The following is a 24516-nucleotide window of genomic DNA, read 5'->3' as shown; positions in this document are numbered from 1 at the left end:
CCCCTCACCAGCGCCGCTGGACCTCTTCGGCCCATCCGAACAGCTCGCCGACCTCGATCACGGTCCCGTCGTCGGTCACGACGGTGCCGCTGTAGTGCCCGAACGCCTGGTCCTCCCGGCTGCGCATCACGTAGAGCCGGCGCACGTCGGCCGAGCGGACGTACTCCGGCGTGAACACCAGGTCCACCCGCTCGCCCTTGATCCGCCAGGGGGCCATCCAGTCCGACGTGTCGTAGTGCCAGACCAGCTCCTCGCTGATCTTGTGCAGCCGGCCGTCGACGATCAGGCCGTTCTCGACGCTGCCGGTGCCGTCGGTCCACTTGCCGCCGATCTGGACGGCGATCTCGTGGTCGCCTGCCCGGCCGTAGCCGGCCCCCCAGTTCCACGTGATGTCGCCCGGCCAGCGGCCCCGGCCGAGATCCTGGGTGGCCCGCGCCTCCTCGGGCGAGAACCGGATCCGCCGCCCGTTGACCGTCACCGTGCCCTCGGCGGGCCGCCCCACGTCCTTGATCGTGTACTGGAACCGGCGCGACGACCACGGCACCACCACGCTCAGACTCTCGCGGCCCTCGATCCGGTGGACCAGCAGATCGGCGTCGAACTCGGCGGAGCGCACCCGCAGCCGGGTGCCCTCCGCGGTCTCGTCCACCGCGATCCGCACGTCGCCCCGGCCGATCCGGACGCTGCCCTCGCCGCCGCGCGGCGAGAACGACAGGCCGTGGCCGGGCACGAGCAGGCTGCGGCTCACCACGTCCCGCTGCGTCGTCCGGTCCAGGTACCACACCGACTCGCCCGCCAGATAGTCCAGACAGGACGCGCTGAACGAGAAGATGTGCTCCGGCGTGGCGACGCACCAGTAGTCCCAGCGCATCGTGCGGCCCCACCCGCGGATGTTGGCCCGGTGCAGCGGGGTCCGGCTCCAGCCGACGGCGTCCGGGTTGAGCCGCCCGTCGGGACGGCAGAGATCCACCCGGCGGGTGATCTCGCGCTCGGCCACCCTGCGCGCGGAGGCGTTCGCCGTCCCGGCCGGGGCCGCCGTGCCCGTCATCGGCCCAGTCCCAGGCTGACGTACTTGCGCTCCACAAAGTCCTCCACTCCGTGATGGCCGCCCTCGCGGCCGTACCCGCTGCCCTTGACCCCGCCGAACGGCCCCTGCGGCGGGGCGAGCGGCGCCCCGTTGATCGAGAGGATCCCGAAGCGCAGCGCCTCGCCGACCCGCACCACGCGGGCCAGGTCCCGCGTCCACACGTACGCCGCCAGCCCGTACGGCGTGGCGTTCGCCCTGGCCACGACGGCGTCCTCGGCGTCCGCGCCGTCGCCGGAGAAGGTGAGCACCGGCGCGAGCGGGCCGAACGTCTCCTCGCGGCAGACGAGCATGGCGTCGGTGACCCCCGCAAGGACGGTCGGCGGGTGGAAGCGCCCCCCGGGCTCGCCCGGCTCACGCGCCGTCACCCGCCGGGCCCCGGCCGCCAGCGCGTCCTCGACGTGCCGCCGCACCTTGGCGACCGCCCGCTCGTCGATCAGCGGGCCCATCGTGACCCCGTCGGCGGCGCCGTCGCCCACGACGATCGTGTCCGCGAGGCGGGCCAGCTCGGCGGTGAACTCCTCGGCGACGGACTCGTGGACGAAGATCCGGTTGGGGGAGGTGCAGGCCTGGCCCGCGTTCATGAACTTGGCCCGGGCGACCCCCGCCGCCGCCGCGGCCACGTCCGCGTCCGGGAAGACCAGCACGGGGGCGTGGCCGCCCAGCTCGACGCTGAGCCGCTTCACGTCGTTGGCGCTCTGCCGGATGAGGTGCCTGCCGACCGCGGTCGAGCCGGTGAACGAGATCTTCCGCACCCGCGGATCGGCCATGACGACGTCGGTGAAGTCCTGCGGCCTGGTCGTGGTGACCAGGTTGAACACGCCCGGCGGGAAGCCCGCGTCGGCCAGGCACTCCGCCACCGCGACCGCCGACAACGGGGTCAGCTCGGACGGCTTGAGCACGACCGTGCAGCCCGCCGCCAGGGCCGGGCCGAGCTTGCGGGTGACCATCGACACGGGGAAGTTCCACGGGGTGATGCCCGCGACCACGCCCACCGGCTCGGGCAGCACCATGATCCTGGTGTCCGCGCTCGTGGACGGGATCGTCTCGCCGTACACGCGGCGGGTCTCCTCGGCGGACCACAGGAGGTGGTCGGCTCCCGCGACCACCTCGCCGACGGCCTCGCCCAGCGGCTTGCCCTGCTCGGCCGTGAGCGTGGCCCCGATCTCCGGGGCCCGCTCGGCCAGCAGCGCGGCGGCCCGCCGCATGATCGCGGCCCGCTCGTGCGCGGGCATCGCCCGCCAGCCCGGCAGCGCGGCCGCCGCCGCGTCCACCGCCTCTGCGACGACCTCCGGGCCGCACTCGACGGCCCGCCCCACGATCTCGCCGGTGGCCGGGTTGGTCACCGCGAACGTCACCGCGAACGTCACCGCGAACGTCTCCGCGCCCGTTTCGGCGCCCGTCTCCGCGGCCGTGTGCCAGCGCCCTCCGACGAGGGCCCTTCCTGTCTTCATTCCTGCCTTCATCGATTCGCGTCCATTGCTTGGATCAGTGCGTCCATGGCGGCCATCTCGTGGGCGTGCTGCAACTCGCTCGCGCGGGCGATGTCCCCGGCGACCAGCGCGTCCCTTATGGCCAGGTGCTCCGCGTGCGAGTGCGGCAGCCGCCAGGGGACCAGCCGGAAGCCGCGCTGCGCGGTCTCGGTCTTGGCCCACAACCCCTGCAGCATCCGGTGCACGATCCGGGACTCCTCCGTGTCGCACAGGAGCGAGTGGTAGCGCCGGTTCAGCCGCGCGAACGCGGCGACGTCCCCGGCCGCGATGGCCGCCTCCGAGGCGGAGAGGACCTCGTCCACGGCGACCAGCCGCGGGCCGGAGAGCGGCGCCGCGTGCAGGTCGAGGGCGAGCGCGGTGAGCGCCGCCCGGATGCTGTACAGCTCCCGCACGTTGGCCACCGTGAACTCGGCGACCACTGCGCCGATGTGCGGCCGCTCCACCAGCCACTCCTCGGAGACGAGCTGCTTGATCGCCTCGCGCACGGGGGTGTCGCTGACGCCCACGGCCTCGGCCACCACCCTCGTGATGATCTTGGTACCGGGAGGGGTCTGGCCAGACATGATCATCTGCTTGATGTGATCGGCGGCGAGCTCCGCCTTGGTCCGGAACGGCCGGTCCGGCGCGAGGAACGTTTCCGTCATCGTTTGCGACACCCCTCAGACCCGTTGGACGGTCAGCGGTTCGATCACCGCGTGGTCCAGCTCTACACCCAGTCCCGGGCCCTCGGGAACGGCCACGAAGCCCGTGGAATCAGGGAGAAGAGGCTCGGTGAGCATCACGTGGAAGACCTCGGGGACGATCACCGGAGGGTCGTACGGGTACTCCAGCCAGTCGCAGGTCGGCAGCGAGGCGGAAAGGTGCAGGTTGCCCGCCACGCCGAGCCCGGTCGCCCACGCGTGCGGGACGACCCGGCGCTGCCGCGCCGCCGCCATGGCGCCGAAGTCGCGCAGGGCGGCGATGTCCTCGCTCTCGTTGGCGTCCGGCTGGTAGATGGTGAAGCACTCGTCCTCCAGCAGCCGCACGAGCTGGCCGATGCCACGGTTGTGCTCGCCCCCCGCGATCGGGATCGGCGAGAGCGCCGTCAGCTCGCGCAGCGCCCGGTAGTCGTGCCGGGGGAGCGGCTCCTCCAGCCAGGCGACGCCGAGGTCGGCCAGCTCCCGCGCCGTGGTCAGCGCCCGGTCGAAGTCCCACATCATCCGGCTGCCGTCGGGCCGGTAGCGCCAGCGGGCCGCCGCCTGGTTGGCGTCCACCATGATGGCGACGCCGGGGCCGACCGCCTCGCGCACCGCCGCCACCTGGGCGATGTCCTCGCCCACCGTGTCGGCGTGGACCCGTAGCTTGAGCCCGGTGAACCCCTCGGACACCACCCGCAGCGCGTCCTCGACCCGCTGCGCCGGATCGCGGACCTCGCCGAAGCTCGCGTACGCGCGCATCCGGTCGGCGTGCCCGCCCCACAGCTTGTGCAGCGGCTGTCCGCACGCCTTGCCGACGGCGTCCCAGACCGCCACGCCCACCACCCACGGCCGCGGGAACACGTACTCCGCGACGTAGCGGAGGTGGTTGGCGATGTGCTGGGTGGCGAACAGGTCCATGCCGACCAGCCGCGGCCGGATCCAGCCCCTGATCGTCTCCAGGAGCAGCGGCCCGGTCGAGTGGCCCATGTCCCCGCCGGACACGCCGACGACCCCCTCGTCGGTCTCGATCTCGACGATCACCGCGGACATGCTGCGGTGCGCGCCCTCCGGGGCCCAGGAGGGGACGAAGGGGCGCGGATAGGGCAGCTCGATGAGCCGTGCCCGGACGTCGCGGATCCTCATCCCTGTCTCATCCCTTCGTGGCCCCGTCGGCGAGCCCCTTGACCAGGTACTTCTGCACCGCCAGCGCGAAGATCACCACGGGGAGGACGGTGAGCACGCCCACGGCCGCCAGCGGCCCCCACAGGCCGCCGTTCTCCGTGTCGGCCGCGATGCCGGCGATGGCCACCGGGATGGTGACCGCCTTGTCGTTGGTGAGGATCAGCGCGAAGAGCAGCTCCTCCCAGGCGAGGATGATGCAGTAGATCATCGTGGAGATGAGCCCGGGCATGCTGCACGGCACGATGATCCGGAAGAAGGCGCCGAACCGGCTGCAGCCGTCCAGCATCGCCGCCTCCTCCAGCTCCTTGGGCAGGCTCCGGAAGAACGCGCGCATCAGCCAGACCACGTACGGCACCAGGAACGTCACATAGGCGAGGATCACGGTGATGTACTGGTCGGTCAGGCCGAGCCGCCGCGCCACCAGGAACATCGGCACCACGAGGGCGATCGGCGGCACCGCGCGGGAGGCCAGGATGAGCCCCGCCATGACGCCCGCGCCGCGCATCCGCATCCGGGTCAGCGCGTACCCGGCCATCGCCCCGGCGACCATCGAGATGATCGCGGACCCGGCGGCCACGATGATGGTGTTCACCATGCGCGGCAGGATGCGGGCCTGGTGGAAGTAGCTGGTGTAGTTGTCGAAGGTCAGCTCGCTGAACCAGCGCGGCGGCACCGTGAAGATGTCGCGCGGCAGCTTGAACGAGATGCCGACCATGTAGATCACGGGGAAGAGGAAGACGAGCGTGGCCAGGATCGCCCCGCCGATCGCCGCCGCCCGTCCCAGGCGGCCGCTGCTCACCATCGGTTCTCCAGATAACGGCTCAGGCGGAACAGGAAGAAGGTGATGATCATGGTGATCATCAGGACGACGGTGGCCATCGACGACGCCGAGCCGAACTCCAGCCCCCGGAACCCCTTCTCGTAGATGTAGAGGTTCACCACGTCCGTCGCCTGGCCCGGGCCGCCCTTCGTCGCCGCGAGCGCGATGTCGAACATCTTGACCGCGCCCAGCCAGCGGACGACGAAGGCCGCCGCGATCACCGGGACCAGCAGCGGCACCGTGACGTGCCGCAGCGTCTGCCAGCGCGACGCGCCGTCCGACCTGGCCGCCTCGTACACGTCGGACGGCAGGGCCATGATGCCCGCCGACGCGACCAGGACGACGAACGGCGTCCAGCGCCAGGTGTCGATGAGGATGAGGCTGACCATGGCGAGGGTGGGGTCGCCGATCCACTCGATCGGGCCGATCCCGACCAGGCCGAGGGCGTAGTTCACCACGCCCCACAGCGGGTCGAGCAGCATCCGCCAGATGCCGCCCGCGACCACCGGGGCGACCACCATCGGGATCAGGAACAGTGCCCGTAGCACGCCGCGGCCCCGCCACGCGACGTTGAGCAGGAACGCGATGGCGAAGCCGAGCACGAGCTGCAGCGGCAGGGCGATCACCAGGTAGATCCCGGTCACCTTGAGCGACTGCAGGAACCCCGGATCGTTGATCACCGCCTCGTAGTTCTTCAGCCCGACCCAGTCACCCGGCTGGAACGTCGAGACGTCGAAGTCGGAGAGGCTCACCCAGACCGTGTAGATGATCGGGTACAGCAACATGCCGGCCAGCAGGACGATCGCCGGGGTGAGGAACACCCACGCCGTGCCCGGCTCGCCGAGGCGGAGCCTCCGCCGCCCGTTGGGACCCCCGGAACCCCGGGCGGGGCCGGAGGCCCGCGCCCGGGACGACGAGGTGCTGACCGCACTCACTGCTGGTAGCCCTTGGACTTCAGCAGCGCGGAGATGTCGGTGGCCGCCTGGTGGATCGCCTCCTGGGCCGTGGCCTGGCCGGAGACGGCCCGGCTGGTCTGCAGGGCGAGGATCTGCTGCACGGCGTCGGACTCGGGCAGGCGCGGACGCCACATCTCGCCCTTGGCGATCGCGTCGTAGCCGGCCGAGATCGCGGTGTAGACGGGCTTCAGCCACGGCGCCGGCGGCGTGCCCTCAAGAGTGGAGTTACGCGCCGGGAACGTGCCCAGGTTCGCGCCGATCCACTGCTCGCCCTCCTTCGACGTCGTCCACTGGAGGAAGGTCCACGCGGCGGCCTGGTGGGTCGACTTCTTCGCCACGCCGGCGGTCCAGATGCCGCGGTGCGCGCCGGGACCCGCGGTGCCCGCCGGCATCGTGGTGATCCCGACCTCGTCCTCCTTGAGGGTGGTCGTCGCCTCGTCGATGGCCGTGCCCTTGTAGACGCTGCCCCACATGAACATCGTCGCGACCTTGCCCTGGCGGAACGCCTCGAGCGGCTCGTTGAACTGGTAGGTGGCCGCGCCGGGCGGGGCGTACTTCAGCATGTCGATCTGCGTCTGCAGCGCCTTGACGCCGGTCTCGTTGTCGAACTGGACCTTCAGGTTCTCGTCGAGCAGCTTGCCGCCGGCCGAGTTCAGCGCCGTCTGCCAGATCGTGGGCGTCAGCGGGTCCTTGGTGAAGTAGGTGCCGACGGCCCAGGAGTCGGTCTTGCCGTCGCCGTCGGTGTCCTGGACGAGCTTGGCCGCGTCCTTGAAGTACTGCTCCCAGGTCGTCTCCGCCGTCGGCTCGTCGACCCCGGCCTTCTTGTACAGCGACCGGTTGTAGAACATGAGCAGCAGGTTCGACCGGACCGGCACGCCGTACTGGTGGCCGTCCCACTCGCCCGCGGCCAGCGCGGCCGCGTTGATGTCGTCCCAGTCGTAGCTCGCGTCGGTGAACTTCGTCAGGTCGGTCTTCAGGTCGACCAGGCCGCCGGTCTTGGCGAGCTGCGGCATCCACGGGTCGTCGCCGAGCACGACGTCGTACGTCGCGGTCGGGCTGGTCAGCTCCAGCATCGACTTGGCGAGCTGGTCGTTGTACGGCACGCCGTCCACGGTGACCTTGATGTTCGGGTACTTCTTGTTGAACTCGGGGACGAGCTGGTCCTGCCACTGCTTGGCGAAGGCGTCGTTGGCGAGCACCCGGATCGACACCGGGTTCTGGGCGGTGCCCAGACCGCCGCCGTCGGCCGCGGGGGCGTCGTCGCCGCCGGACGAGCCGCAGGCCGTGACGGTGAGGCTGAAGACGGCGGCGGCCGCCGCCAGCCGGAGATAACGGCGCATGGCCGGTTCTCCTCTCAAGGGTTGTACGGGGGAATTGCGGGGAAAAAGGGGGGTCGGTCAGGCCCAGGGATCGATCGCGAGTTTGACGATGTCCCGGCCGTCGAGGGAGAAGCCGCCGCCGAGCGCGGTGAGCGCCTCGCCCACCCGCTCCAGGGGCACGCGGTGGCTGACCACACGGTCGTACGGCCGGCCTCCGCGCTCCAGGATGAGCAGCGCCTCGTGGTACCTGCGCTGCATGTCGGGGCCGGCGCCGTAGACGCCGGCGATGGTGATGTCCCGCTTCAGGAGGTCGCTGAAGGGGTTGAAGGGGACCGTGCCCCGGTCGGTGAAGTTGCCCAGCTCGGCCAGGACGCCTCCGTCGGCCACCAGCCCGACGGCCTCCATGAACGCGTGCGGGGAGCCGCTCGCGCCGACCACGCAGTCGGCCCCGGGCGCGCCGAGCGCGTCGAAGACCGCCCGCCGCCGCTCGGGGACGCCGGTCACCTCGGTGATGTCCACGACCGCGTCGGCGCCGAGCGCCTCCGCCAGCTCCAGCCGCGCGGCGGGCCCGCCGACGGCGACGACCCTGGAGGCCCCGGCGGCGCGCGCGGCGACCACGGCCATCAGGCCGATCGCGCCGACGCCCTGCACGACCACGGTCGAGCCGAGGCGGACCCCGCCACGCTCGATGCCGTGCAGCGCGACCGACAGCGGCTCCTGGAGCACCGCGACCTCGGGCGGCAGATCCGTGCGGTGGAACACGGTGCCGACGTTGGCCGCGTGCAGGTACTCGGCGTACCCGCCCGTCAGGTGGGGCGGGTCCGTCACCGGGGACTTGAACCCGTAGGAGGGGCGGCGGTCGGGGCAGTTCGCCGGGCGGCGCCGCACCTGGCACTGGTGGCAGCGGCCGCAGCTCACGGCCGGGAAGACGCCGACGCGGTCGCCGACGGCGACGGGACGGCCGCGATGGTCGGCCGTCACCCCCTCGCCGAGCGCGGCCACGGTGCCGACGATCTCGTGTCCGAGCAGCACGGGGAACGTGATGCTCGGCAGCCGTCCCTGGTAGATGTGCGCGTCGGTGCCGCACACGCCGCACAGCTCCACCTTGAGCGTGAACTCGCCCGGCCCCGGGTCGGGCACCTCGTAGGACCTCGTACGCACCTCGCCCGCGGCGTCAACGACGATCGCTGCTCGCGAGGTGGTGCTCATCCGGATCCTCCATATTCTGGATTCTATAGAATATGGAGAGACGATACGGGCCTCATGTGAAATCCGGCAACACGGGCGTTACATCCGTTATCGAGATGTTTCGTACCGATCCCGGGCGCGCTCCCGCGCGGTGCGGGACGCTTCAGACGCGTCTTCCGGCCGTGGTCGAAGAGGGCATCCGCGGCTCAGGCGGGGCTCGGACGGGGGCGCGGCTCAGGTGGGGCTCAGATAGGGGTCAGGTGGGCGAGCCCGAGCGGGACAGCCGGTCGGCGCGGCGGATCGGCTCGGGAAGCCGGTACTCCGGAGCGAGCCGGAGCACGTGACGGCAGGCGGCGTCGAGGCCGATCCGGTGTCCCTGCGACACGTAGACCGGCTTGACCCCGGCGCGGGTGCGCAGCGCCCGCCCGACCACCTCGCCGCCGTCCACGATCGGCGCCCACGAGCCGCGTTCCGGGGCGGGCACGTCGTACCGTCCCACGAACGCCGTCTTGGCGACCCCGATCGCGGGCAACCCGGTCAGCACGCCGATGTGGCAGGCCAGCCCGAACCGGCGCGGGTGGGCCAGGCCGTACCCGTCGCAGACCAGCAGCTCGGGCGTGACGCGCAGCCGCTCCAGGGCCGTGAGCAGCGGCGGCAGCTCCCGGAACGCGAACAGCCCCGGCACGTACGGGAACCGGGCGCGTTCCCGCACCACGGCCTGGTCCACCACGTCGAGGGTCCGCGCGTCGAGGACCACCACGGCCGCCGTGACCCCGTCCCCCTCGGTCGCGTACGCGACGTCCAGGCCGGCGACGTGCAGGACGGTCTCCGGCCCCGGGTCGGCGAGGTCGGTCAGGGGGCGCAGCCGCTCCTGCGCCGCCTCGGCCTCGGCGACGCTCATGGGCCACTCGTCCAGGAACCCGGTCAGGCGCCCGGCCAGAGGACCGGGCCGCTCGGCCGGACTCTCCGGGCCCACCGCCGTGCTTTCCAGCTCCACCGCCGCGTTCGCCGGACCTACGACCGCGCTTCCCCGATCTACCGCCAAGCTCTCCGGGCCTGCCGCCGAGCTTTCCGGGCCCGGCGCCGTGGCTTCCGGCAGTCCGGTCACGCCCGCGCCCGGCTCTCCACCCGGCTTCACGGCGGCCTCCCTGGTGCTCGTCCCGGCCCGCCTGCGGCCCACCGTCCGCCGCGGGAGATCGAAAAGTGTCGGTGGCGGCTGCTATATCGCGATCATGACCACTTCCCCCGCGGTCCCGCCCGAGGGGCTGCCCCGGCTCACCTGGCGGCAGGCCATGACCCGTGACCTCCGCACCAAGGGGCAGCTCGCGAAGCGACGCCGCCTGCCGGTCAGACCGCCGGCCGCGCTCGTCGTCATCGACGGGCGCGAGTTCGAACTCTACCGCGACCGCGACACCATCGATCTCGAGGCCGAGCGCTGGAGGTCGATCCGGTGGGCCGACGAGATGCTCCGCTCCAACGCCGTCATCCTCGACACCGAGACCACCGGCACCGACCCCAACACCGATCGCGCCGTGCAGATCGCCGTCCTCGACATGCGCGGGAACGTGCTGCTCGACACCCTCCTCGATCCGGGCGTCCCCATCCCGGCCGAGGCGTCCGCGATCCACGGATACCTGGACGCCGACGTCGCCGGGCGGCCCGCCTTCGCGGAGGTCCTGCCCCGGCTCAGCGAGGTGCTCGCCGGGCCCGCACGGCCGGTCGTCGTCTACAACAGCCGCTACGACGGACGCCTCCTGCGCGCCGAGGTCGCCCGCGTCCGCAGCCTCGACTACGCCATGGCCTGGTCGCGCGGCTTCTCCTGGAAGTGCGCGATGACGGTGTACGGCTGGTTTCGCGGCGAGTGGGACGAGCGGCGCGGAGACTGGCGCAGGCACGCGCTGCCCGGTGGCGACCACAACGCGGTCGGCGACTGCCGCGCGGTGCTCCGGCTCATCGAGGCCATGGCCGAGGCGGTGGACGACCCTCCCTTCGACCCCGCCGCCCTCGACGACTGACGGTGGAGCCGTATGCCGGGTTTCCGACCGGATCCGGACATTTCCCGCCTCGCTGCCGCGCCTTAGGGGATGATCTCCGTACGGGGTGGCGAGCCGACACGATCGGGGGAGACCGTGCGTCCGTACCGGGGAACGCCGGAGATGCGGGAGCCGTACCGGATCGCGGGGTTGTGGGTGCGGGTGCTCCTGCTCGTCGTCCTGCTCTGGGGCGCTCTCGTCACCCTCCTGAGCGCCGTTCCCCGGGAGCGTGATCTGGCGGACCTGCGCGCCGGCCTGGACGCCGGGCGGGTCATCTACGTGATCTACAGCGAGAACGGGGACGGACGGGGCGAACTGCGGGAGGTGCGCTGGTCCACGGCGCCGCTGTTCTGGTACCGCGCGCAGGCGCCGTGGCCCGACGACCTTCCGTACACGAAGGCCCGGCTCGTGGCCGACGCCGCACCGGACATCGCCGACGCCGACGCCTTCGTACCCGATCCGCGTCCGGTGCTGCGCAGGGCCGTGGCCGTCCACGGCAACGGGATCTTCCCCGCCTGGCCGTTCGTCGTGCCCGTGCCGCACGTGAGCTGGATGGTCACGGTCGCCTGGATCGCCGCGTTCGTCATCATGATCGGTACGGAGCGGCCCCGGCTGGGCAACCGCTGGGCATGGTTCTGGCTGTTCACCATCGGCCAGATCGGGGCCGTCGCGTTCCTGCTCTGCGAACCCCGGTCCCTGTGGCGCGGGCTCGCCCCGCAGGCCCCGCCGCCGCTTCCGTTGGGCGGCGGCCGTGGATGTGTCACCGCCCTCTGCGTGCAGTTCCTCATCCCGTTCTCCGTCTACGGGGCAGGTGTCGTGGTGCCCGGCCTGCTCGACGTCCTCACCGGCCCCTGAGCTCCACCGCGCCGATCACCCCGGGTCCCCGCCGACCACGACCAGGCCCGTGACGACGATGGTGCCATTCACCCTCGAGGAGGTCACCGCGTTCACCGCGATGCTGCGGCGCATGCTGGCCAACCTGGACGCGGGGTCCTTCACGAGCGGGGTTCGAGGGGGCGAACGGCGCTGACGTAGTACAGCACCGGCCCCACGGTGCCGGTGTCCTCGACGCGGAAACCGGCGTCAGGGACCAGATCGGCGAGCAGATCCGGCATGGCGGGCCGCATGGCCGCCCCGGCCAGCAGGCCGACGAGACGGGCGGCGAGAGGGTTGCCCGGCGGGCGGAACTCGGCGATCAGCAGCCGTCCACCCGGCCGCAGGACGCGGAACATCTCCGCCATGGCGGCGGGGCGGCCCGAGCCGGGCATGTGATGAACGGCGAAGCTGGAGACCGCGATGTCGAACGAGGCGTCGGGGAAGGGCAGTGCCTGCCCCTCGCCCACCTGGTAGGAGCAGTTGCCGGGTGAGCGTCGACGGGCGTGGTCGAGCATCGGGCGTGACGGATCGACGCCGGTCACCCGCCCGTCGGGGCCCACGAGAGGAGCCAGCAGGCGGGTCAGGTAGCCGGTGCCGCAGCCGACGTCCAGAATCCGATGGCCCGGCCCCGCGCCGGACAACGCGGCCAGCCGGCGGAAGACGCTGCGGCGGCGCCCGGCGAAGCCGATCTCGGCCAGGACCTCGTAGCCGCGCGGGTGGTCGATGGTGCCGCCCCCGTCGCCGTGTTTCGAGTGGAGGTGCGAGAGCTTTCCGGCGCCCATGGCGCTTCTCCCTTCCGGTACGAACAATGTCTTCAGCGACAAATGCTCGATTCGCCGGCGTAGGGCGGTCAACAAGCAGATCCGCCAGGCTGTGCCGTACGGAACAGAGGTGGGGAAGGTGTTCGGAAACCCGCGGCGCGAGAGCTCCGACCGGCGGGTGCGGCGCACGCGGAGGGCCGTCCAGCGGGCGATGGTGGAGCTGATCCTGGAGAAGGGCTACGAGGCGACGACCGCCACGGACGTGATCAACCGCGCCGACGTCGGCCGCTCGACCTTCTACGCGCACTTCACCGACAAACAGGATGTGCTGTTCGGCAACCTGGACGAGCTCTCCGGCCTGCTTCGCCTCGTGCCCGCGTCCAGGCCGGACACGTTGTTCGCGTTCAGCCTGCCGATGTTCGAGCATCTCCAGGAGCGGCCCCGCCTGGCGCGAGCGCTGCTGGGGCGGCGTGGGTGCGCCGCCGTGACGGCGCGCGGAGAACAGATCATGGCCGGGGTCGTCCGTGACGAGTTGCTGGCAGCGCTTCCTCCGGGATGCGCGCCGCCGGCCTGGCTCGACCTGACGGTGACCGGCGTCGTGGGGGCGTTCATGGCGCTGATGCGCACGTGGGCCGACGGCGAGCTCACCGCCACGCCGGCCGAGATGGACGCGGCGTTCCGCGCCCTGGTGACGCCGGGTGTGGAAACCGCGCTGGCGGCGTACCGGACACCGTGAGACCGCCGATCGCGGCCGTGCGGGCCCACGCCCTCCCCGCGGCGGTGGCCGCTCGCGCGAGCCCGGGGGAGAGGGGCCGAGCCGGGGCGCGGGAACGGCGGGAACGTCCGCGCGGGGTCACGCGGTGGCGTGCCCGTTGGCGGCGTTGGCGGCGGCGATCACGCGCATGAGCGACTCGTGCAGGTGCTGGAGCTCGTCCAGGCCCATGCCGAGCCGGGCCACGATCGCCGGGGGGATCTTCTCCGCGTCGGTCCGCAGGTCGCGGCCCTCCGGGGTGAGCACGACGGCGAGGGCGCGCTCGTCGTCGGGGTCGCGCTCGCGCCGGACCAGCCCCGCCGCCTCGAGGCGCTTGAGGAGTGGGGAGAGGGTGCCCGGGTCGAGCTGGAGCATCCGGCTGAGGTCCTTCACGGCCAGGGGCGCGTGCTCCCAGAGCGCCAGCATGACGAGGTACTGCGGGTGGGTCAGACCCATGGGCTCCAGCAGCGGACGGTAGACCGCGATGACGTTCCTGGATGCGACGGACAGCGCGAAGCACACCTGTCGCTCCAGGGACAACGGGTCCGGAATGTCGGCCAAGTCACTCACATGCACCTCCGTATGGGCGTGCTATAAAAGTTAGTATACAAATGGTTTGTGCACCAACTAATGCTGAGCCCGTGAGCCGTCCACCCGGGCACGCGCGACCCGATGCGCGCCCGGGCGGCTCACCTGACCGGAGGTAGGGTCGTGGCCCCTTTGCGGCGGAAGAGCATCGAAGAGCGGATCGCCGAGCGCCAGGCGAAGCGTCCTGCCCTGGTCGGCAAGGGCAAGCACTTCGAGCACGGTCCGGCCAAGTTCATCTTCATCTTCCTGATCGTGTTCGTCGTCCTCGGCCACCTGCTCGGCCTGGTCCTGCTGATGTGGCTGGACGTCACCTGACCCCGGGCGCTCACGACGGCGCCGGTCAGGGGTGCAGCGGCAGACCCTTGAGGACCTTGTCCACGTCGTTCCCGCCGCCGTGGACGGCGAGGCCCACCAGCCGCAGCTCGGCGGCCTCCCGCACCGCAGCTCGGCGGCCTCCCGCACCGCCGCCCGGTTGTCGTCGTCGTTGCCGGTCTTGAACATCTCCTCGGTGTAGATCGCCGTACGCACGCCCCTGGACAGGGCCCGCGCGTGTGCCCGGGCGAGCTCCTCGCCGCTCGCCGCGAATGCCGTAGGGGGCGCGCCGGGGGACGGAGGCGGTCGCCTTCTATCCTCGGAAGCGCCGCGATTCCTCGGGCTCCCGCCGCCTCCCGCCGTTCTCCGGTGACTCGGTGAGTCATGGCGACCCCGCCGATCGCGTCGATCGCGTCGATCCAGAAGGAAGGCAAGACCCGTGACCTCACCCCAGCTCGGCGACCTCGGCGAGATCGTCGCCGAGCACGAGCGCGCCGTCCGCGACCACGCCGCCCTCGTGGCGCGCGGCCTGTCCCTCGACCTGACCAGGGGCAAGCCCTCGCCCCGGCAGCTCGACCTGTCCGAGGGCATGCTCGCCCTGCCCGGCGAAGGCGACCACACGGCCGCCGACGGGGTCGACTGCCGCAACTACGGCGGGTTGCAGGGCCTCCCGGAGCTGCGGGAGATCTTCAGCGCCGCCCTGCAGGTCCCGGCCGCCCAGCTCGTGGCCGGCGGCAACTCCAGCCTCGCCATGATGCACGACACCGTCGTCCACGCCCTGCTCAGCCGGCTGCCCGGCGCCGAGCGCCGCTGGGTGGACGAGCCGCGCGTCGCCTTCCTGTGCCCGGTGCCCGGATACGACCGGCACTTCGCCCTGTGCGAGCGCTTCGGCATCGAGCTGATCCCCGTGCCGATGACCCCCGAGGGGCCCGACATGGACGTCGTCGAGCGCCTGGTGCGCGAGGACGCCCAGGTCAAGGGCATGTGGTGCGTGCCCAAGTACAGCAACCCGGACGGGGCCTGCTACGGCGACGAGACCGTGCGGCGCCTGGCGGCCATGCCGACCGCCGCTCCCGACTTCCGGATCTTCTGGGACAACGCGTACGCGGTCCACCACCTCACGGACACCCCCGTGGAGATCGCCGACATCCTGGCGCTGTGCGCCGAGCACGGCAACCCGGACCGCGTCTTCGTCTACGGCTCCACCTCCAAGATCACCTGGGCCGGGGCGGGCGTGGCCTTCTTCGGCTCCTCGCCCGCCAACGTCGCGTGGCTGCTCGGCAACACCGGCAAGCAGACCATCGGCCCCGACAAGGTCAACCAGCTCAGGCACGTGCGGTTCCTCAAGGACGCCGAGGGCCTCGCCGCCCACATGCGCCGCCAGCGCGACCTGATCCGCCCCAAGTTCGACGCGGTGAGCCGCATCCTCGACAAGGAGCTGGGCGGCACCGGGTTCGCCACCTGGTCCAGCCCCGCCGGGGGCTACTTCATCAGCCTCGACGTGCCCGAGGGGTGCGCCCGGGAGGTCGTGCGCCGGGCGGCCGAGGCCGGCATCGCGCTCACCCCCGCCGGCGCCACCCACCCGTACGGGAACGATCCGCGGGACCGGACGATCCGCATCGCGCCGACCTACCCGGACCTGGAGGAGCTCGAACTCGCCATCGAGGGGCTCGCGGTCTGCGTGCGCCTGGTCGCCACCGCCCGGCTGATCGAGGCCGCGTCCGCCCGCTGATCGGTTACATCCGCCCCGTCACGGGCAGTCGGAGGTCCTCCCGGAAGGGACGGGACCTCCTCGCCGGGACCGGCCGTTGGGGCGGATGGTGGAACTATGAAGCAGAGTCTGCGGCTGGGGCGGGTCGCCGGCATCCCGGTGGGCGTCCATTGGTCGGTGCTGGTGATCGCCGCACTCATCGCGGCCAGTCTCGGCGGCGCGGTGCTTCCCGGGGCGGTTCCCGGCCAGTCGCCCCGGCTGTACTGGACGCTCGCCGTGGCGACCGCGGTGCTGTTCCTCGGCTCGTTGCTGGCCCACGAGCTGGCGCACGCGCTGGTCGCCCGATGGCGGGCCGTCCCCGTACGGTCGATCACGTTGTGGCTGCTCGGCGGCGTCACCGAGATGGAGGGCGAGGCGCGCACGCCGCGCGGCGAGCTGGAGATCTCCGTCGTCGGCCCGCTGACCAGCCTGGTCGTGGCGGGGTTCGCCTTCCTCGCGGCCGCGTTCGCGCCGGGGCCGCGCCTGGTGTTGTCCGCCCTCATGTGGCTGGCCCTGATGAACCTCCTGCTCGGGATCTTCAACATGCTCCCCGGCGCGCCGCTCGACGGCGGCAGGGTGCTGCACTCGCTGGTGTGGTGGCGCACCGGTGACCGGGTCAGGGCCGACCGCGCGGCCACGCGGGCCGGGCAGGGGCTCGGGCTCCTGCTGATCGCCCTCGGCGTGGCCGAGGTCGTTTTCACCTCGTGGTCGGGCGGCCTCTGGCTCATGATCATCGGCTGGTTCCTGGCCGGCGCGGCCGGCGGCGAGATGGCCGCGCGCTCCGCCCGCGAGGGGCTCGAAGGGGTGCGGGTCAGGGACGTGATGACCCCGCTGCCCGACGTCGCCCCCGCCTGGCTCGACGTCGAGGAGTTCGTCTCCGGCGTCGCGTCCCGGTCCCGGCAGACGGTGTTCCCCGTGGTCGCGTTCGGGGGCGACCCGATCGGGTCCGTCACCCTGGAGACCCTGGCCGCCGTCCCGCCCGCCCGGCGCGGCTCCACCCGTCTGGGCGACCTCGCCCGGCCGCTTCCGCCCGGCCGGGTGCTCGGCCCCGACGACGACGCGGCCGCGCTCCTCGAACGCCCGGCCTCGGGCGGCCTGGCCGCCGTCGTCACCGAGGAGGGACGGGTCGCCGGCATGGTCACCGCCCAGGACGTGGCCCGGATGGTCCGGCTGGCGCTCCTGCGCGGCCGCGAGGAACGGGCCGGATGAACCCGGCGCGGCGAACGCGGCATGAACCCGGCGGCACGGAGCGGGCATGAACCCGGCAGTGCGAATCGGGCGTTTACGGATCCAGCGCCGCGAAGCGGGCAGGATCCGGGCGGGATGAGAGGAGATCGCGATGCGAGCCGACGACTCCCAGCGGCCCGTGGTGGCCGGATACGACGGGTCGGCCTTCAGCGAGACCGCCCTGCGGCTCGCCGTGCGCGAGGCCCAGCTCCGGTACGCGCCCCTGGTGGTCGCCCACGCCTGGCAGTGGCCGTTCGCCGTCCCGCCCAGCGACCCGTCCATCGTCGAGACCGTACGGCTGTCCGCCGAGCACCTGGTCGGCAAGGGGGTCGCCCTGGCGGCCACGCTGGCCCCACGGCTGGCGGTCAGGGCCCGGCTGGAGCACGGCTCCCCGGCGTCGGTGCTGCTCACCGAGGCGGCGGCCGAGGAGCTGATCGTCCTCGGCACGCGCGGCGCCGGCGGTTTCGAGCGGCTGCGGGTCGGTTCCACCGCCGTCCAGGTCGCCGGGCACGCCCCCTGCCCCGTGATCCTCGTGAGCGGGCCCGGCGCCGCCTCCGGCCCCGTCGTCGTCGGCGTGGACGACTCGCCGCAGAGCGGCAGGGCGCTGGGCTTCGCCCTGGAGGAGGCCGCCCTGCGCCACGCCGACGTGCTGGCCGTCCACGCGTGGGGGGAGGACGAGGGGCCGCCCCGCGAGGTGGGCGCCCGGTTCCAGCGGATCGTCGCGCCGTGGTGCGAGAAGTATCCGCAGGTGCGGGTCTCCACCTCCTTCGCGGAACGGCCCGCCGCCGAGGCGCTGCTCTCCGCGGGCGAGGACGCCGCGCTGCTCGTCATCGGCAACCGCGGGCACCGGGAGCCGGCGCGGGTCACGCTCGGCGTGGTCACCCAGGCCGTGCTCCACGACGCGCTCTGCCCCGTCGCCGTGGTGCCCCAGAGCTGAGACCGGGAGACTAGAGGCGCAGCAGCGGCATCAGCCGGTCCCGCTCGCGGGGGTCCCGCAGCAGCAGCTCGCCCGCCGGGCGGCGCGGAGCGCGCGGCACCACCGGGCCGTACCCCAGCCTCATGATCATCTGAGCGTGCCCGCGCGCGTGCCTCGGGTCCGTACGGCGGCGCATGTCGCGCAGGTCGAGCGGCTGGTTGAGGAACGAGGCGGAGATCCCGTGGCAGGTCGCCATCAGCAGCACCCGCTGGAGCGCCTGTCCCGCGTGCAGCCAGTCGACCGGCCGGTCCCCCCGGGTGGTGAGCACGGCGAGCTGCGGGCGCGACTCGAAGCGGGCCACCCGGCGGTTCCGCTCCCGGTGGCCCAGCCCGAAGTCACGCACCGGCGACGGCTCGCGGTCCGCGCGCGGCCCGTGGACGTGGCGCGGGACGCCGTCGAACAGCGCGCGGCCCGCCGTCCACGCCGCCTGCTCGGCGAGGTAGCCCCGGTCGCCCCCGAGCTCGTCGTCGGCCATCCCGACCTGTTCGAGGAGCTCGCCCGCCGACTCGCCGTCCAGGGGGATCAGGTTCGCGCCCTCGCGGCTCGCCGCGATGCGCAGCCCGGCCATGACCGACGGCGGGATCAGCCGGTCCTCGAACGGCTCGCGGTTGGTCCGCCGCACCCTGATCGCCGAGTAGAGCGAGCGTTCCGTCGCGTTGGCCGGAGTGGACTCGCTCATCCTGATCGAGGCGAGCAGCTCGGGCTCCTCCGGGTCGGGCAGCAGGGACACCGCCGGGCGGTGGCCGCCGATCCTGATCGCCAGCCTGAGGTTGAACAGTGCCGCCCCGCAGCTCAGGTGCATCGACCGGCCCCGCGGGTCGCTGACCCGCAACCTGCGGCTCGGATCGCACAGCAGCTCGGCCACGTCGTGCCCGGAGGTCCGCAGCCGCCACGGCTGCGTGTTGAGAACGGACGGGGCCTGCTCGGCCGCCACCAGAAGGTACTGAACGCCGAGATCGGACGCCAGGGGCGAGAGCATCGGGGGCCTCCTCGGGATAGACGGATCTCGCAAGGCCCAGACTTCGCCGCATCCGCCCCCGGGAACAGAGCCGACGGCCCCCGCGCCGCCGGGACTTTGGTCCATCAGGCCCCGCCGGCCGGGGGCGCCGGTCAGGCGGGCTCGTGCAGCCAGCAGGCGACCGGCCCGAAGTCCGGCTCGCGCTCCCGGCAGACGTCCATCGCCTTCGGGCAGCGGGGGTGGAACCGGCAGCCGGGAGGCGGCGACGCCGGGTCGGGGACGTCCCCGGCCAGCTCGGCCGGGAGCACCCCGGCCCCGTCCGGCGCCGGGATCGCGCCGAGCAGCGCCCGCGTGTACGGGTGGCGCGGGTCGGCCCAGACCTCGTCCGTGCGGCCGGTCTCCACGATCTTGCCCAGGTACATCACCGCGATCCGGTCGGCGATGAGCCGGACCACCGACAGGTCGTGGCTGATGAACAGCAGGCCCGCGCCCGACTCGACCGCGAGGTCCCGCATCAGCCGGGCGACCTGCGCCTGCGCCGACGCGTCCAGCGCCGAGATCGGCTCGTCGCCGATCAGCAGGGACGGCCGGGCGGCCAGGGCCCGGGCGATCGCGATCCGCTGGCGCTGGCCGCCGGAGAACTCGTGCGGGTACCGCGTGGCGAAGTCGCGCGGCAGCCCGACCCGCTCCAGCAGGTCGGCGGGCGTGGTCGAGGTGTCGGCGGCGGCGCGCAGCCCGTCCGCGATCTGGTCGCCCACCCGCCGCCGCGGGTTCAGCGACGCGTACGGGTCCTGGAAGACCATCTGGATGCCGGTGAGGGACCGGTCCCTGCGGCGCAGGCCCAGCGGCGCGACGGGGCGTCCCTGGAAGGAGACGGTCCCGGAGGCCGGGCGGCCGATGCCGCACAGCGTCCGGGCCAGCGTCGACTTGCCGCACCCCGACTCGCCGACGAGGCCGACCACCTCCCCGGCGGCGACGGTCAGGCTGGCGCCGGCGACGGCCCGCACGACGGGGCGTCCGGGCGTCCGGTGCTCGACGACCAGGTCGTCCACGGTCAGCAGTGTCATGCCGGCTCCACTCCGGAAGGCTCGGTCCCTGAGGTCTCGGCGGCCGCGCTCACGGCGTTCCCCGCGTTCTCGGGCAGGGAGTCGAGCAGCGCCCGCGTGTAGGCGTGGCGCGGCTCGCGCAGCACCTGGCCGCGCGGCCCCGTCTCCACGACCAGGCCGTCCTTCATCACGCTCACCTCGTCGGCCACCGCCGACATCACGCCGAGGTCGTGGGTGACCAGCAGCACGGCCAGGCCGAGGTCGTCGCACAACCCGCGCAGCAGCCGCAGGATGCCCGCCTGCACGGTCACGTCGAGCGCGGTCGTCGGCTCGTCCGCGATGAGGACCTTCGGGGAGCAGGCGAGGGCGACCGCGATCGCGATGCGCTGGCGCATGCCGCCGGAGAACTGGTGCGGATAGCGGTCGATCGCCTCCTCGGGCCCGGGGATGCGGACCTGGCGCATCAGGTCGATCGCCCGCTCGCGCGCCTCGCCCCTGCCCAGCCGCAGGTGGTGGCGCATGTGCTCCGTGAGCTGGCGGCCCACCGACAGCATGGGGTGCAGGCTGGTCGCCGGGTCCTGGAAGACCATCGCCACCTCGGCCCCGCGTACGGCGTTGAGCCGCTTGGGGGGCAGGGTCAGCAGGTCCTGCCCGGCCAGCTCGATCCGGCCGGACACCCGCGCCCCGTGGGGGAGCAGGCCGAGCACCGCCAGGCCGGTCATGGTCTTGCCGGAGCCGCTCTCGCCGGCCAGGCCGTGGACCCGGCCCGGCTCCAGCGTGAGGTCCACGCCGCGCAGGATCTCCTTGCCGTGGATGGCCACGGTGAGCCCCTCGACGGCGAGGACGCCGTCCCGCGCGGCCCGCTCGTCTCGCTCGCTCAAATGGCACGCTCCTTGATGGCGCGGGCGGTACGGGGGTCGAGGGCGTCGCGCAGCGTGTCCCCCAGGAAGTTGAACGCGAGCACCACCGTCAGGATGGCGAGGCCGGGGAAGGTCGCCACCCACCAGCTGTCGAAGACCTCCACGCCGGAGGCGACCATCGCGCCCCACTCGGGCGACGGCGGCTTGGCGCCCAGGCCGAGGAAGGACAGGCCGGACAGCAGCAGCAGCGCGGTGCCGATGTCGAGGGTCGCGAGCACCATGACGGGCCCGGTGACGTTGGGCAGCACGTCCACGCGCAGCGACCGCCAGGCCGAGAAGCCGAGCAGCCGGCCGCTCACCACGAACTCGCGCTCGCGGATGCCGAGCACCAGGCCGCGGGTCACCCGGGCGTAGGCCGGCCAGGCGACGACGAGCACGGCGAGAACGGCGTTCCCGAGGCTCGCGCCGAGGGCGGCGGCCACCACCATGGCGAGGATGATCGTGGGGAAGGCGAACACCAGGTCCGCCAGCCGCATGATCGTCTCATCCACCCATCGGCCGAAATATCCGGCGCAGGCGCCGAGCAGGCCGCCGATCAGCACCGACAGCGCCACCAGCAGCAGCGTCAGCGGGATCGACACCCGGGCGCCCCAGAGCACCCGGCTCAGGATGTCGCGGCCGAGTTGGTCGGTGCCGAACCAGTGGCCCGGACCGGGCGGGGCCAGCCGGGGCAGCTCCTGCGCGAGCGGGTCGTGGGGGGCGAGCACCGGCGCGGCCAGTGCGACCACGATCCAGGCGAGCGCCACCACGCCGCCCACGATCGCCAGCGGCTGCCGCCACGCTTCGGGGAGCCGCCGTGTCAGCCCCCGCGACTCGAGCGCCGTCTTCCGCCGAATCACGAAAGTCTCACTCTCGGGTCGATGACGCCGTACAGGACGTCGACGACCAGGTTGATGACGAGGTAGACCACGCCCACCACCAGGCCGACGCCCATGACGGCGGGCAGGTCGAGGGAGGTCGCGCTCTTGTACGCGTACTGGCCGACGCCGGGCCAGGCGAAGATCGCCTCGACGAGTACGGTGCCGGACAGCAGGCTGCCGAAGGCGAGGCCCGCGACCGTGATGATCGGGACCAGCGCCGGGCGCAGGACGTACCGGAACAGGATGACCCGGCCGGGCAGGCCCTTGGCGCGGGCGGCGCGGACGTAGTCCTGGCCGAGCACCTCCAGCACCGCGGAGCGGGTGAACCGGGTGAGCAGGCCGATCGTGTAGAGCGCGAGGACGAGCGCCGGAGTGGCCAGGTGGCCGGCCGCCGACGCGAAAACGTCCCACTGGCCCGACAGCGCCGCGTCGACCGTGTACAGGCCGGTGACGTGCGGCGGCGGCGTCATGCCGGGGTCGATCCTGCCGCTGCCCGGGGCGATCTGCAGCCGGTAGAAGAAGACGTAGAACGCGACGAGCGCGAGCCAGAACGTCGGCACGGAGATGCCGAACAGGCTGGTCACGCGCAGGATGTGGTCGGACAGGCGGTCCCGGCGGAGCGCGGCGACCACGCCGAACCCGACGCCGGCGACCAGCGAGATCAGGATGGCCGCGCCGGCCAGCTCCAGCGTCGCGGGCACGAACTCGGCCAGGTCGTCGGCCACCGGGCGGTGGCTCTGCTGGCTCTGCCCGAAATCGCCCTGCAGCAGCCCGGAGAGGTGCATCAGGTACTGCTGGGGGAGCGGCTTGTCCAGGCCGTGGTCCGCGCGCCACTGCGCCACGATCGCCGGGTCGCCGATGGCGCGCTGGCCCAGGTTGGCCGCGGCCGGGTCGCCGGGGACCAGGTTCGTCAGGATGAACGTGACGAGCGTGATGCCGAGGGCGAGCAGGAGCGCCGTGACGATCCTGCGGACCAGGAAACGGGCGAACGGGTGCCGGCGGACGGCGCCGCCCCGGCCGGCCTTCCGGCCGGTCGGGGCGGCGCCTCCGTCCCGGTCCCTACTTGGCGCCGAGGTCGGCGACATTGATCGTCCACACGGGGTGGTACTCGAGGCCGGTGACGGAACCGGCCGTCACGATGTTCTGGCCCGGCTGGATCAGCGGGACGAACGGCCCGGAGGCGTTGAGCTTCGTCTGCACGTCGGTGTACGCCTGCTTGCGGTCGTCGTCGCTCACCGCGGCGGCGGCCTTCTCGCCGGCGGCCTCCAGCTCCTTGTCCGAGCCCGCCTTCCAGCCGGCCCGCAGGCCGACCAGCTTGCCGGGCAGGAACGACAGGTAGTTGCTGGGGTCGGGGAAGTCCGGGCCCCAGTACCAGAGGCCGAGCTCCTCCTTGCCGTTGCGGTAGTTGTCCAGGGCCGTGGTGACCGGCGCGGGCGTGATCTCGACCGTGATGCCGACCTCCTTGAGGTTGGCCTGGATGCGCTCGGCCAGCGGCTGGAAGGACAGGCCGTTCACGGTCAGCTCGCTCGGGTACTCCAGCTTGACCGTCGGGTCGGTCACGCCGCTCTCCTTGAGCGCCGCCTTCGCGCCCTCGACGTCGCGCTGGGTGGCCTGGTCGGCCGGGAGCGCGCCGAGGAACATCGACGGGATGATGCCGGCCGCCTGGGTCGAGCCCTCGCCGGCCAGTTCGAGCAGGCCCTTGTAGTCGATGCCCTTGCGCAGCGCCTCGACGAACTTGGGGTTGGAGGTGACCTTGCTGACGCCCGGGTCCTGGTTGGCGAGCAGGAAGAACACGTACGCGGAGGTGGTCCGCTTGACCTGCAGCCCGCCGCCCATGCCGTTCACCTGGTCGCCGGACAGGTTCAGCGCGACCTGGCTGTCGCCGCGCTGCACGTTGAGCTTCTGCGTCGCCGACTCGACGTTGCGGAGGACGACCTTGTCGTAGACCGGCTTCTTGGCGCCCCAGTACTTGGCGTTCGCCTTGAGCACGACCTGGCTGCTCACGTTGAACGACTCGATCGTGTACGGCCCGGAGCCGGCGGAGGCGGAGTTGAGGTACTGCTCGGCCTTGTCGTCCGGGTTCGCGGTCGCGCCGTGCTCCTTGGCCACCTTCGAGTTGAGGATGCCCAGGGCCGGGTTCGGCAGGATGTACGGCAGCGCCGGGTTGGGAGCCTTCGACGTCAGCGCGATCGTGCTGTCGTCGACCTCCTCGACCTCGACGCCGTCCATCAGGAACGACGGGGTGCCCTTCATGTCGCGGACGCGGTTCAGGGTGAAGGACACGTCCTGCGCGGTGACGGGGGAGCCGTCGGCGAAGACGGCGTCCTTGCGCAGCTTGAGCGTGAGCTTCTTCCCGTCGGGCGACATCTCGTACGACTCGGCGAGGGACGGCACCGGCTTGGTGACGTCCGCGCCCTCGAAGGTGAGGAGCGTGTCGTAGGTCGCCTTGCCGACGATGAGGCCGGTCGGCTCGTAGGTGCGGCCCGGGTCGGCCGTCTTGAGATCGAAGGATGTGTCGATCACGAGGGTCTTGCCCGCGCTGCCCTGCGCCTGCGTGCCGGACGAGCCGCCGCTGGAGCACGCGGCGAGGGCGAGAGCACCGGTGAGCACGACCGGCAGCAGGGCGGTGGTCGCCCGCCGGCGCCGCGAACGGAGCGCCATATCTGTATCCTCCGAAAATGTGCCATGTGAGACGTTTAGTCGCTGATGGTGCAGGAGTGTGCGACAGAAAGTCCAGCG

The 24516-nt window shown here is 72.5% G+C and carries 25 protein-coding genes and 1 pseudogene; 7 read left to right on the top strand and 19 right to left on the bottom strand.

The annotated features are described in order from the left end of the window. Window positions 1-4: 4 nt before the first annotated feature. From AWQ70_RS15990 to nfi, 9 genes are all read right to left on the bottom strand, one after another. Entirely contained in the window at window positions 5-1048 is a 1044-nt protein-coding gene (locus AWQ70_RS15990) for a DUF2804 domain-containing protein (protein ID WP_067176523.1), read from the bottom strand. Then, the gene (locus AWQ70_RS15985; RefSeq protein WP_084517174.1) at window positions 1045-2538 is read right to left on the bottom strand and encodes an NAD-dependent succinate-semialdehyde dehydrogenase; all 1494 of its coding nucleotides are present in this window, start codon (window positions 2536-2538) and stop codon (window positions 1045-1047) included. The genes AWQ70_RS15990 and AWQ70_RS15985 overlap by 4 nt, the downstream gene beginning before the upstream one ends. Before the next feature lie 8 nt (window positions 2539-2546). Beyond that, on the bottom strand, window positions 2547-3221 hold the full coding sequence (locus tag AWQ70_RS15980; RefSeq protein WP_067176521.1) for a GntR family transcriptional regulator: 675 nt from the start codon (window positions 3219-3221) through the stop codon (window positions 2547-2549). A gap of 15 nt (window positions 3222-3236) precedes the next feature. After that, complete coding sequence (locus tag AWQ70_RS15975) at window positions 3237-4397, bottom strand: mandelate racemase/muconate lactonizing enzyme family protein (RefSeq protein ID WP_067176519.1); 1161 nt, start codon at window positions 4395-4397, stop codon at window positions 3237-3239. A 7-nt stretch (window positions 4398-4404) separates the two neighbouring features. Next, the gene (locus tag AWQ70_RS15970; RefSeq protein ID WP_067176516.1) at window positions 4405-5238 is read right to left on the bottom strand and encodes a carbohydrate ABC transporter permease; all 834 of its coding nucleotides are present in this window, start codon (window positions 5236-5238) and stop codon (window positions 4405-4407) included. Further along, window positions 5232-6191: a carbohydrate ABC transporter permease gene (locus tag AWQ70_RS15965; protein ID WP_067176513.1), complete on the bottom strand. Its 960-nt coding sequence runs from the start codon at window positions 6189-6191 to the stop codon at window positions 5232-5234. Before AWQ70_RS15965 ends, AWQ70_RS15970 begins: the two co-directional genes overlap by 7 nt. After that, on the bottom strand, window positions 6188-7552 hold the full coding sequence (locus tag AWQ70_RS15960; RefSeq protein ID WP_067176511.1) for an ABC transporter substrate-binding protein: 1365 nt from the start codon (window positions 7550-7552) through the stop codon (window positions 6188-6190). The genes AWQ70_RS15965 and AWQ70_RS15960 overlap by 4 nt, the downstream gene beginning before the upstream one ends. A 57-nt stretch (window positions 7553-7609) precedes the next feature. Continuing rightward, window positions 7610-8740 (bottom strand): zinc-dependent alcohol dehydrogenase, encoded by a 1131-nt coding sequence (locus AWQ70_RS15955; protein ID WP_067176508.1) that lies wholly within the window; start codon window positions 8738-8740, stop codon window positions 7610-7612. A gap of 235 nt (window positions 8741-8975) precedes the next feature. After that, window positions 8976-9857 (bottom strand): deoxyribonuclease V, encoded by an 882-nt coding sequence (gene nfi / locus AWQ70_RS15950; protein ID WP_306303402.1) that lies wholly within the window; start codon window positions 9855-9857, stop codon window positions 8976-8978. A gap of 94 nt (window positions 9858-9951) precedes the next feature. Here nfi and AWQ70_RS37635 point away from each other — a divergent pair, with 94 nt between their 5' ends. Together AWQ70_RS37635 and AWQ70_RS15940 are read left to right on the top strand one after the other, a co-directional pair. Continuing rightward, entirely contained in the window at window positions 9952-10734 is a 783-nt protein-coding gene (locus AWQ70_RS37635; protein ID WP_169808676.1) for a 3'-5' exonuclease, read from the top strand. Between the two features lie 69 nt (window positions 10735-10803). Further along, entirely contained in the window at window positions 10804-11607 is an 804-nt protein-coding gene (locus AWQ70_RS15940; RefSeq protein WP_157530094.1) for a hypothetical protein, read from the top strand. 140 nt (window positions 11608-11747) lie between these two features. Here the strand turns inward: AWQ70_RS15940 and AWQ70_RS15935 are convergent, their stop codons facing one another. Further along, window positions 11748-12410, bottom strand: a complete 663-nt coding sequence (locus AWQ70_RS15935; protein WP_067176503.1) for a class I SAM-dependent methyltransferase — start codon at window positions 12408-12410, stop codon at window positions 11748-11750. A 118-nt stretch (window positions 12411-12528) separates the two neighbouring features. Between AWQ70_RS15935 and AWQ70_RS15930 the strand changes: the two genes are divergently transcribed. After that, on the top strand, window positions 12529-13125 hold the full coding sequence (locus tag AWQ70_RS15930; protein WP_218004542.1) for a TetR/AcrR family transcriptional regulator: 597 nt from the start codon (window positions 12529-12531) through the stop codon (window positions 13123-13125). A 117-nt stretch (window positions 13126-13242) separates the two neighbouring features. Here AWQ70_RS15930 and AWQ70_RS15925 read toward each other — a convergent pair whose 3' ends face one another. Beyond that, the gene (locus AWQ70_RS15925; RefSeq protein WP_218004551.1) at window positions 13243-13701 is read right to left on the bottom strand and encodes a MarR family winged helix-turn-helix transcriptional regulator; all 459 of its coding nucleotides are present in this window, start codon (window positions 13699-13701) and stop codon (window positions 13243-13245) included. Window positions 13702-13851: 150 nt separating this feature from the next. Here AWQ70_RS15925 and AWQ70_RS15920 point away from each other — a divergent pair, with 150 nt between their 5' ends. After that, a complete protein-coding gene (locus tag AWQ70_RS15920) occupies window positions 13852-14043 on the top strand; it encodes a hypothetical protein (protein ID WP_245646988.1) in 192 nt (63 codons plus the stop codon). A gap of 25 nt (window positions 14044-14068) precedes the next feature. On the opposite strand, the gene AWQ70_RS41225 is transcribed toward AWQ70_RS15920, so the two are convergent. Further along, window positions 14069-14167, bottom strand: a complete 99-nt coding sequence (locus tag AWQ70_RS41225; RefSeq protein WP_245646987.1) for a DUF2000 family protein — start codon at window positions 14165-14167, stop codon at window positions 14069-14071. 20 nt (window positions 14168-14187) lie between these two features. Beyond that, a pseudogene (locus AWQ70_RS41220) lies at window positions 14188-14631 on the bottom strand (DUF2000 family protein); the annotation flags it as partial. Between AWQ70_RS41220 and AWQ70_RS15915 the strand changes: the two are divergent. The 3 genes from AWQ70_RS15915 to AWQ70_RS15905 all read left to right on the top strand — a co-directional run bounded on the left by AWQ70_RS15915 (window position 14513) and on the right by AWQ70_RS15905 (window position 17954). Then, the gene (locus AWQ70_RS15915; protein ID WP_373282332.1) at window positions 14513-15772 is read left to right on the top strand and encodes an aspartate aminotransferase type Ic; all 1260 of its coding nucleotides are present in this window, start codon (window positions 14513-14515) and stop codon (window positions 15770-15772) included. The pseudogene AWQ70_RS41220 and the gene AWQ70_RS15915 overlap by 119 nt on opposite strands. Window positions 15773-15868: 96 nt before the next feature. Next, window positions 15869-16999, top strand: a complete 1131-nt coding sequence (locus AWQ70_RS15910; RefSeq protein WP_067176490.1) for a site-2 protease family protein — start codon at window positions 15869-15871, stop codon at window positions 16997-16999. A gap of 130 nt (window positions 17000-17129) precedes the next feature. Then, window positions 17130-17954, top strand: coding sequence for a universal stress protein (locus AWQ70_RS15905; RefSeq protein ID WP_067176489.1), 825 nt, complete (start codon window positions 17130-17132; stop codon window positions 17952-17954). 10 nt (window positions 17955-17964) lie between these two features. Here the strand turns inward: AWQ70_RS15905 and AWQ70_RS15900 are convergent, their stop codons facing one another. The 6 genes from AWQ70_RS15900 to AWQ70_RS15875 form a co-directional block, all read right to left on the bottom strand. Continuing rightward, the gene (locus AWQ70_RS15900; protein ID WP_067176486.1) at window positions 17965-18972 is read right to left on the bottom strand and encodes an Acg family FMN-binding oxidoreductase; all 1008 of its coding nucleotides are present in this window, start codon (window positions 18970-18972) and stop codon (window positions 17965-17967) included. 131 nt (window positions 18973-19103) lie between these two features. Then, window positions 19104-20018 carry an oligopeptide/dipeptide ABC transporter ATP-binding protein gene (locus tag AWQ70_RS15895; RefSeq protein ID WP_067176483.1) on the bottom strand — a complete coding sequence of 305 codons (915 nt, stop codon included), beginning with the start codon at window positions 20016-20018 and terminating at the stop codon, window positions 19104-19106. After that, a complete protein-coding gene (locus AWQ70_RS15890) occupies window positions 20015-20878 on the bottom strand; it encodes an ABC transporter ATP-binding protein (protein ID WP_067176480.1) in 864 nt (287 codons plus the stop codon). Before AWQ70_RS15890 ends, AWQ70_RS15895 begins: the two co-directional genes overlap by 4 nt. Then, window positions 20875-21756 (bottom strand): ABC transporter permease, encoded by an 882-nt coding sequence (locus tag AWQ70_RS15885; RefSeq protein ID WP_245646986.1) that lies wholly within the window; start codon window positions 21754-21756, stop codon window positions 20875-20877. Before AWQ70_RS15885 ends, AWQ70_RS15890 begins: the two co-directional genes overlap by 4 nt. Continuing rightward, the gene (locus AWQ70_RS15880) at window positions 21753-22862 is read right to left on the bottom strand and encodes an ABC transporter permease (protein WP_067176477.1); all 1110 of its coding nucleotides are present in this window, start codon (window positions 22860-22862) and stop codon (window positions 21753-21755) included. Before AWQ70_RS15880 ends, AWQ70_RS15885 begins: the two co-directional genes overlap by 4 nt. Beyond that, window positions 22837-24438: an ABC transporter substrate-binding protein gene (locus tag AWQ70_RS15875; protein ID WP_067176475.1), complete on the bottom strand. Its 1602-nt coding sequence runs from the start codon at window positions 24436-24438 to the stop codon at window positions 22837-22839. The genes AWQ70_RS15880 and AWQ70_RS15875 overlap by 26 nt, the downstream gene beginning before the upstream one ends. Between the last annotated feature and the right edge of the window lie 78 nt (window positions 24439-24516).

The organism is Microtetraspora niveoalba (assembly GCF_001570405.1).
Taxonomy (GTDB): Bacteria; Actinomycetota; Actinomycetes; order Streptosporangiales; family Streptosporangiaceae; genus Microtetraspora; species Microtetraspora niveoalba.
Note: the sequence above shows the minus strand (reverse complement) of the source record. Positions and strands in the feature narration are given on the sequence as shown.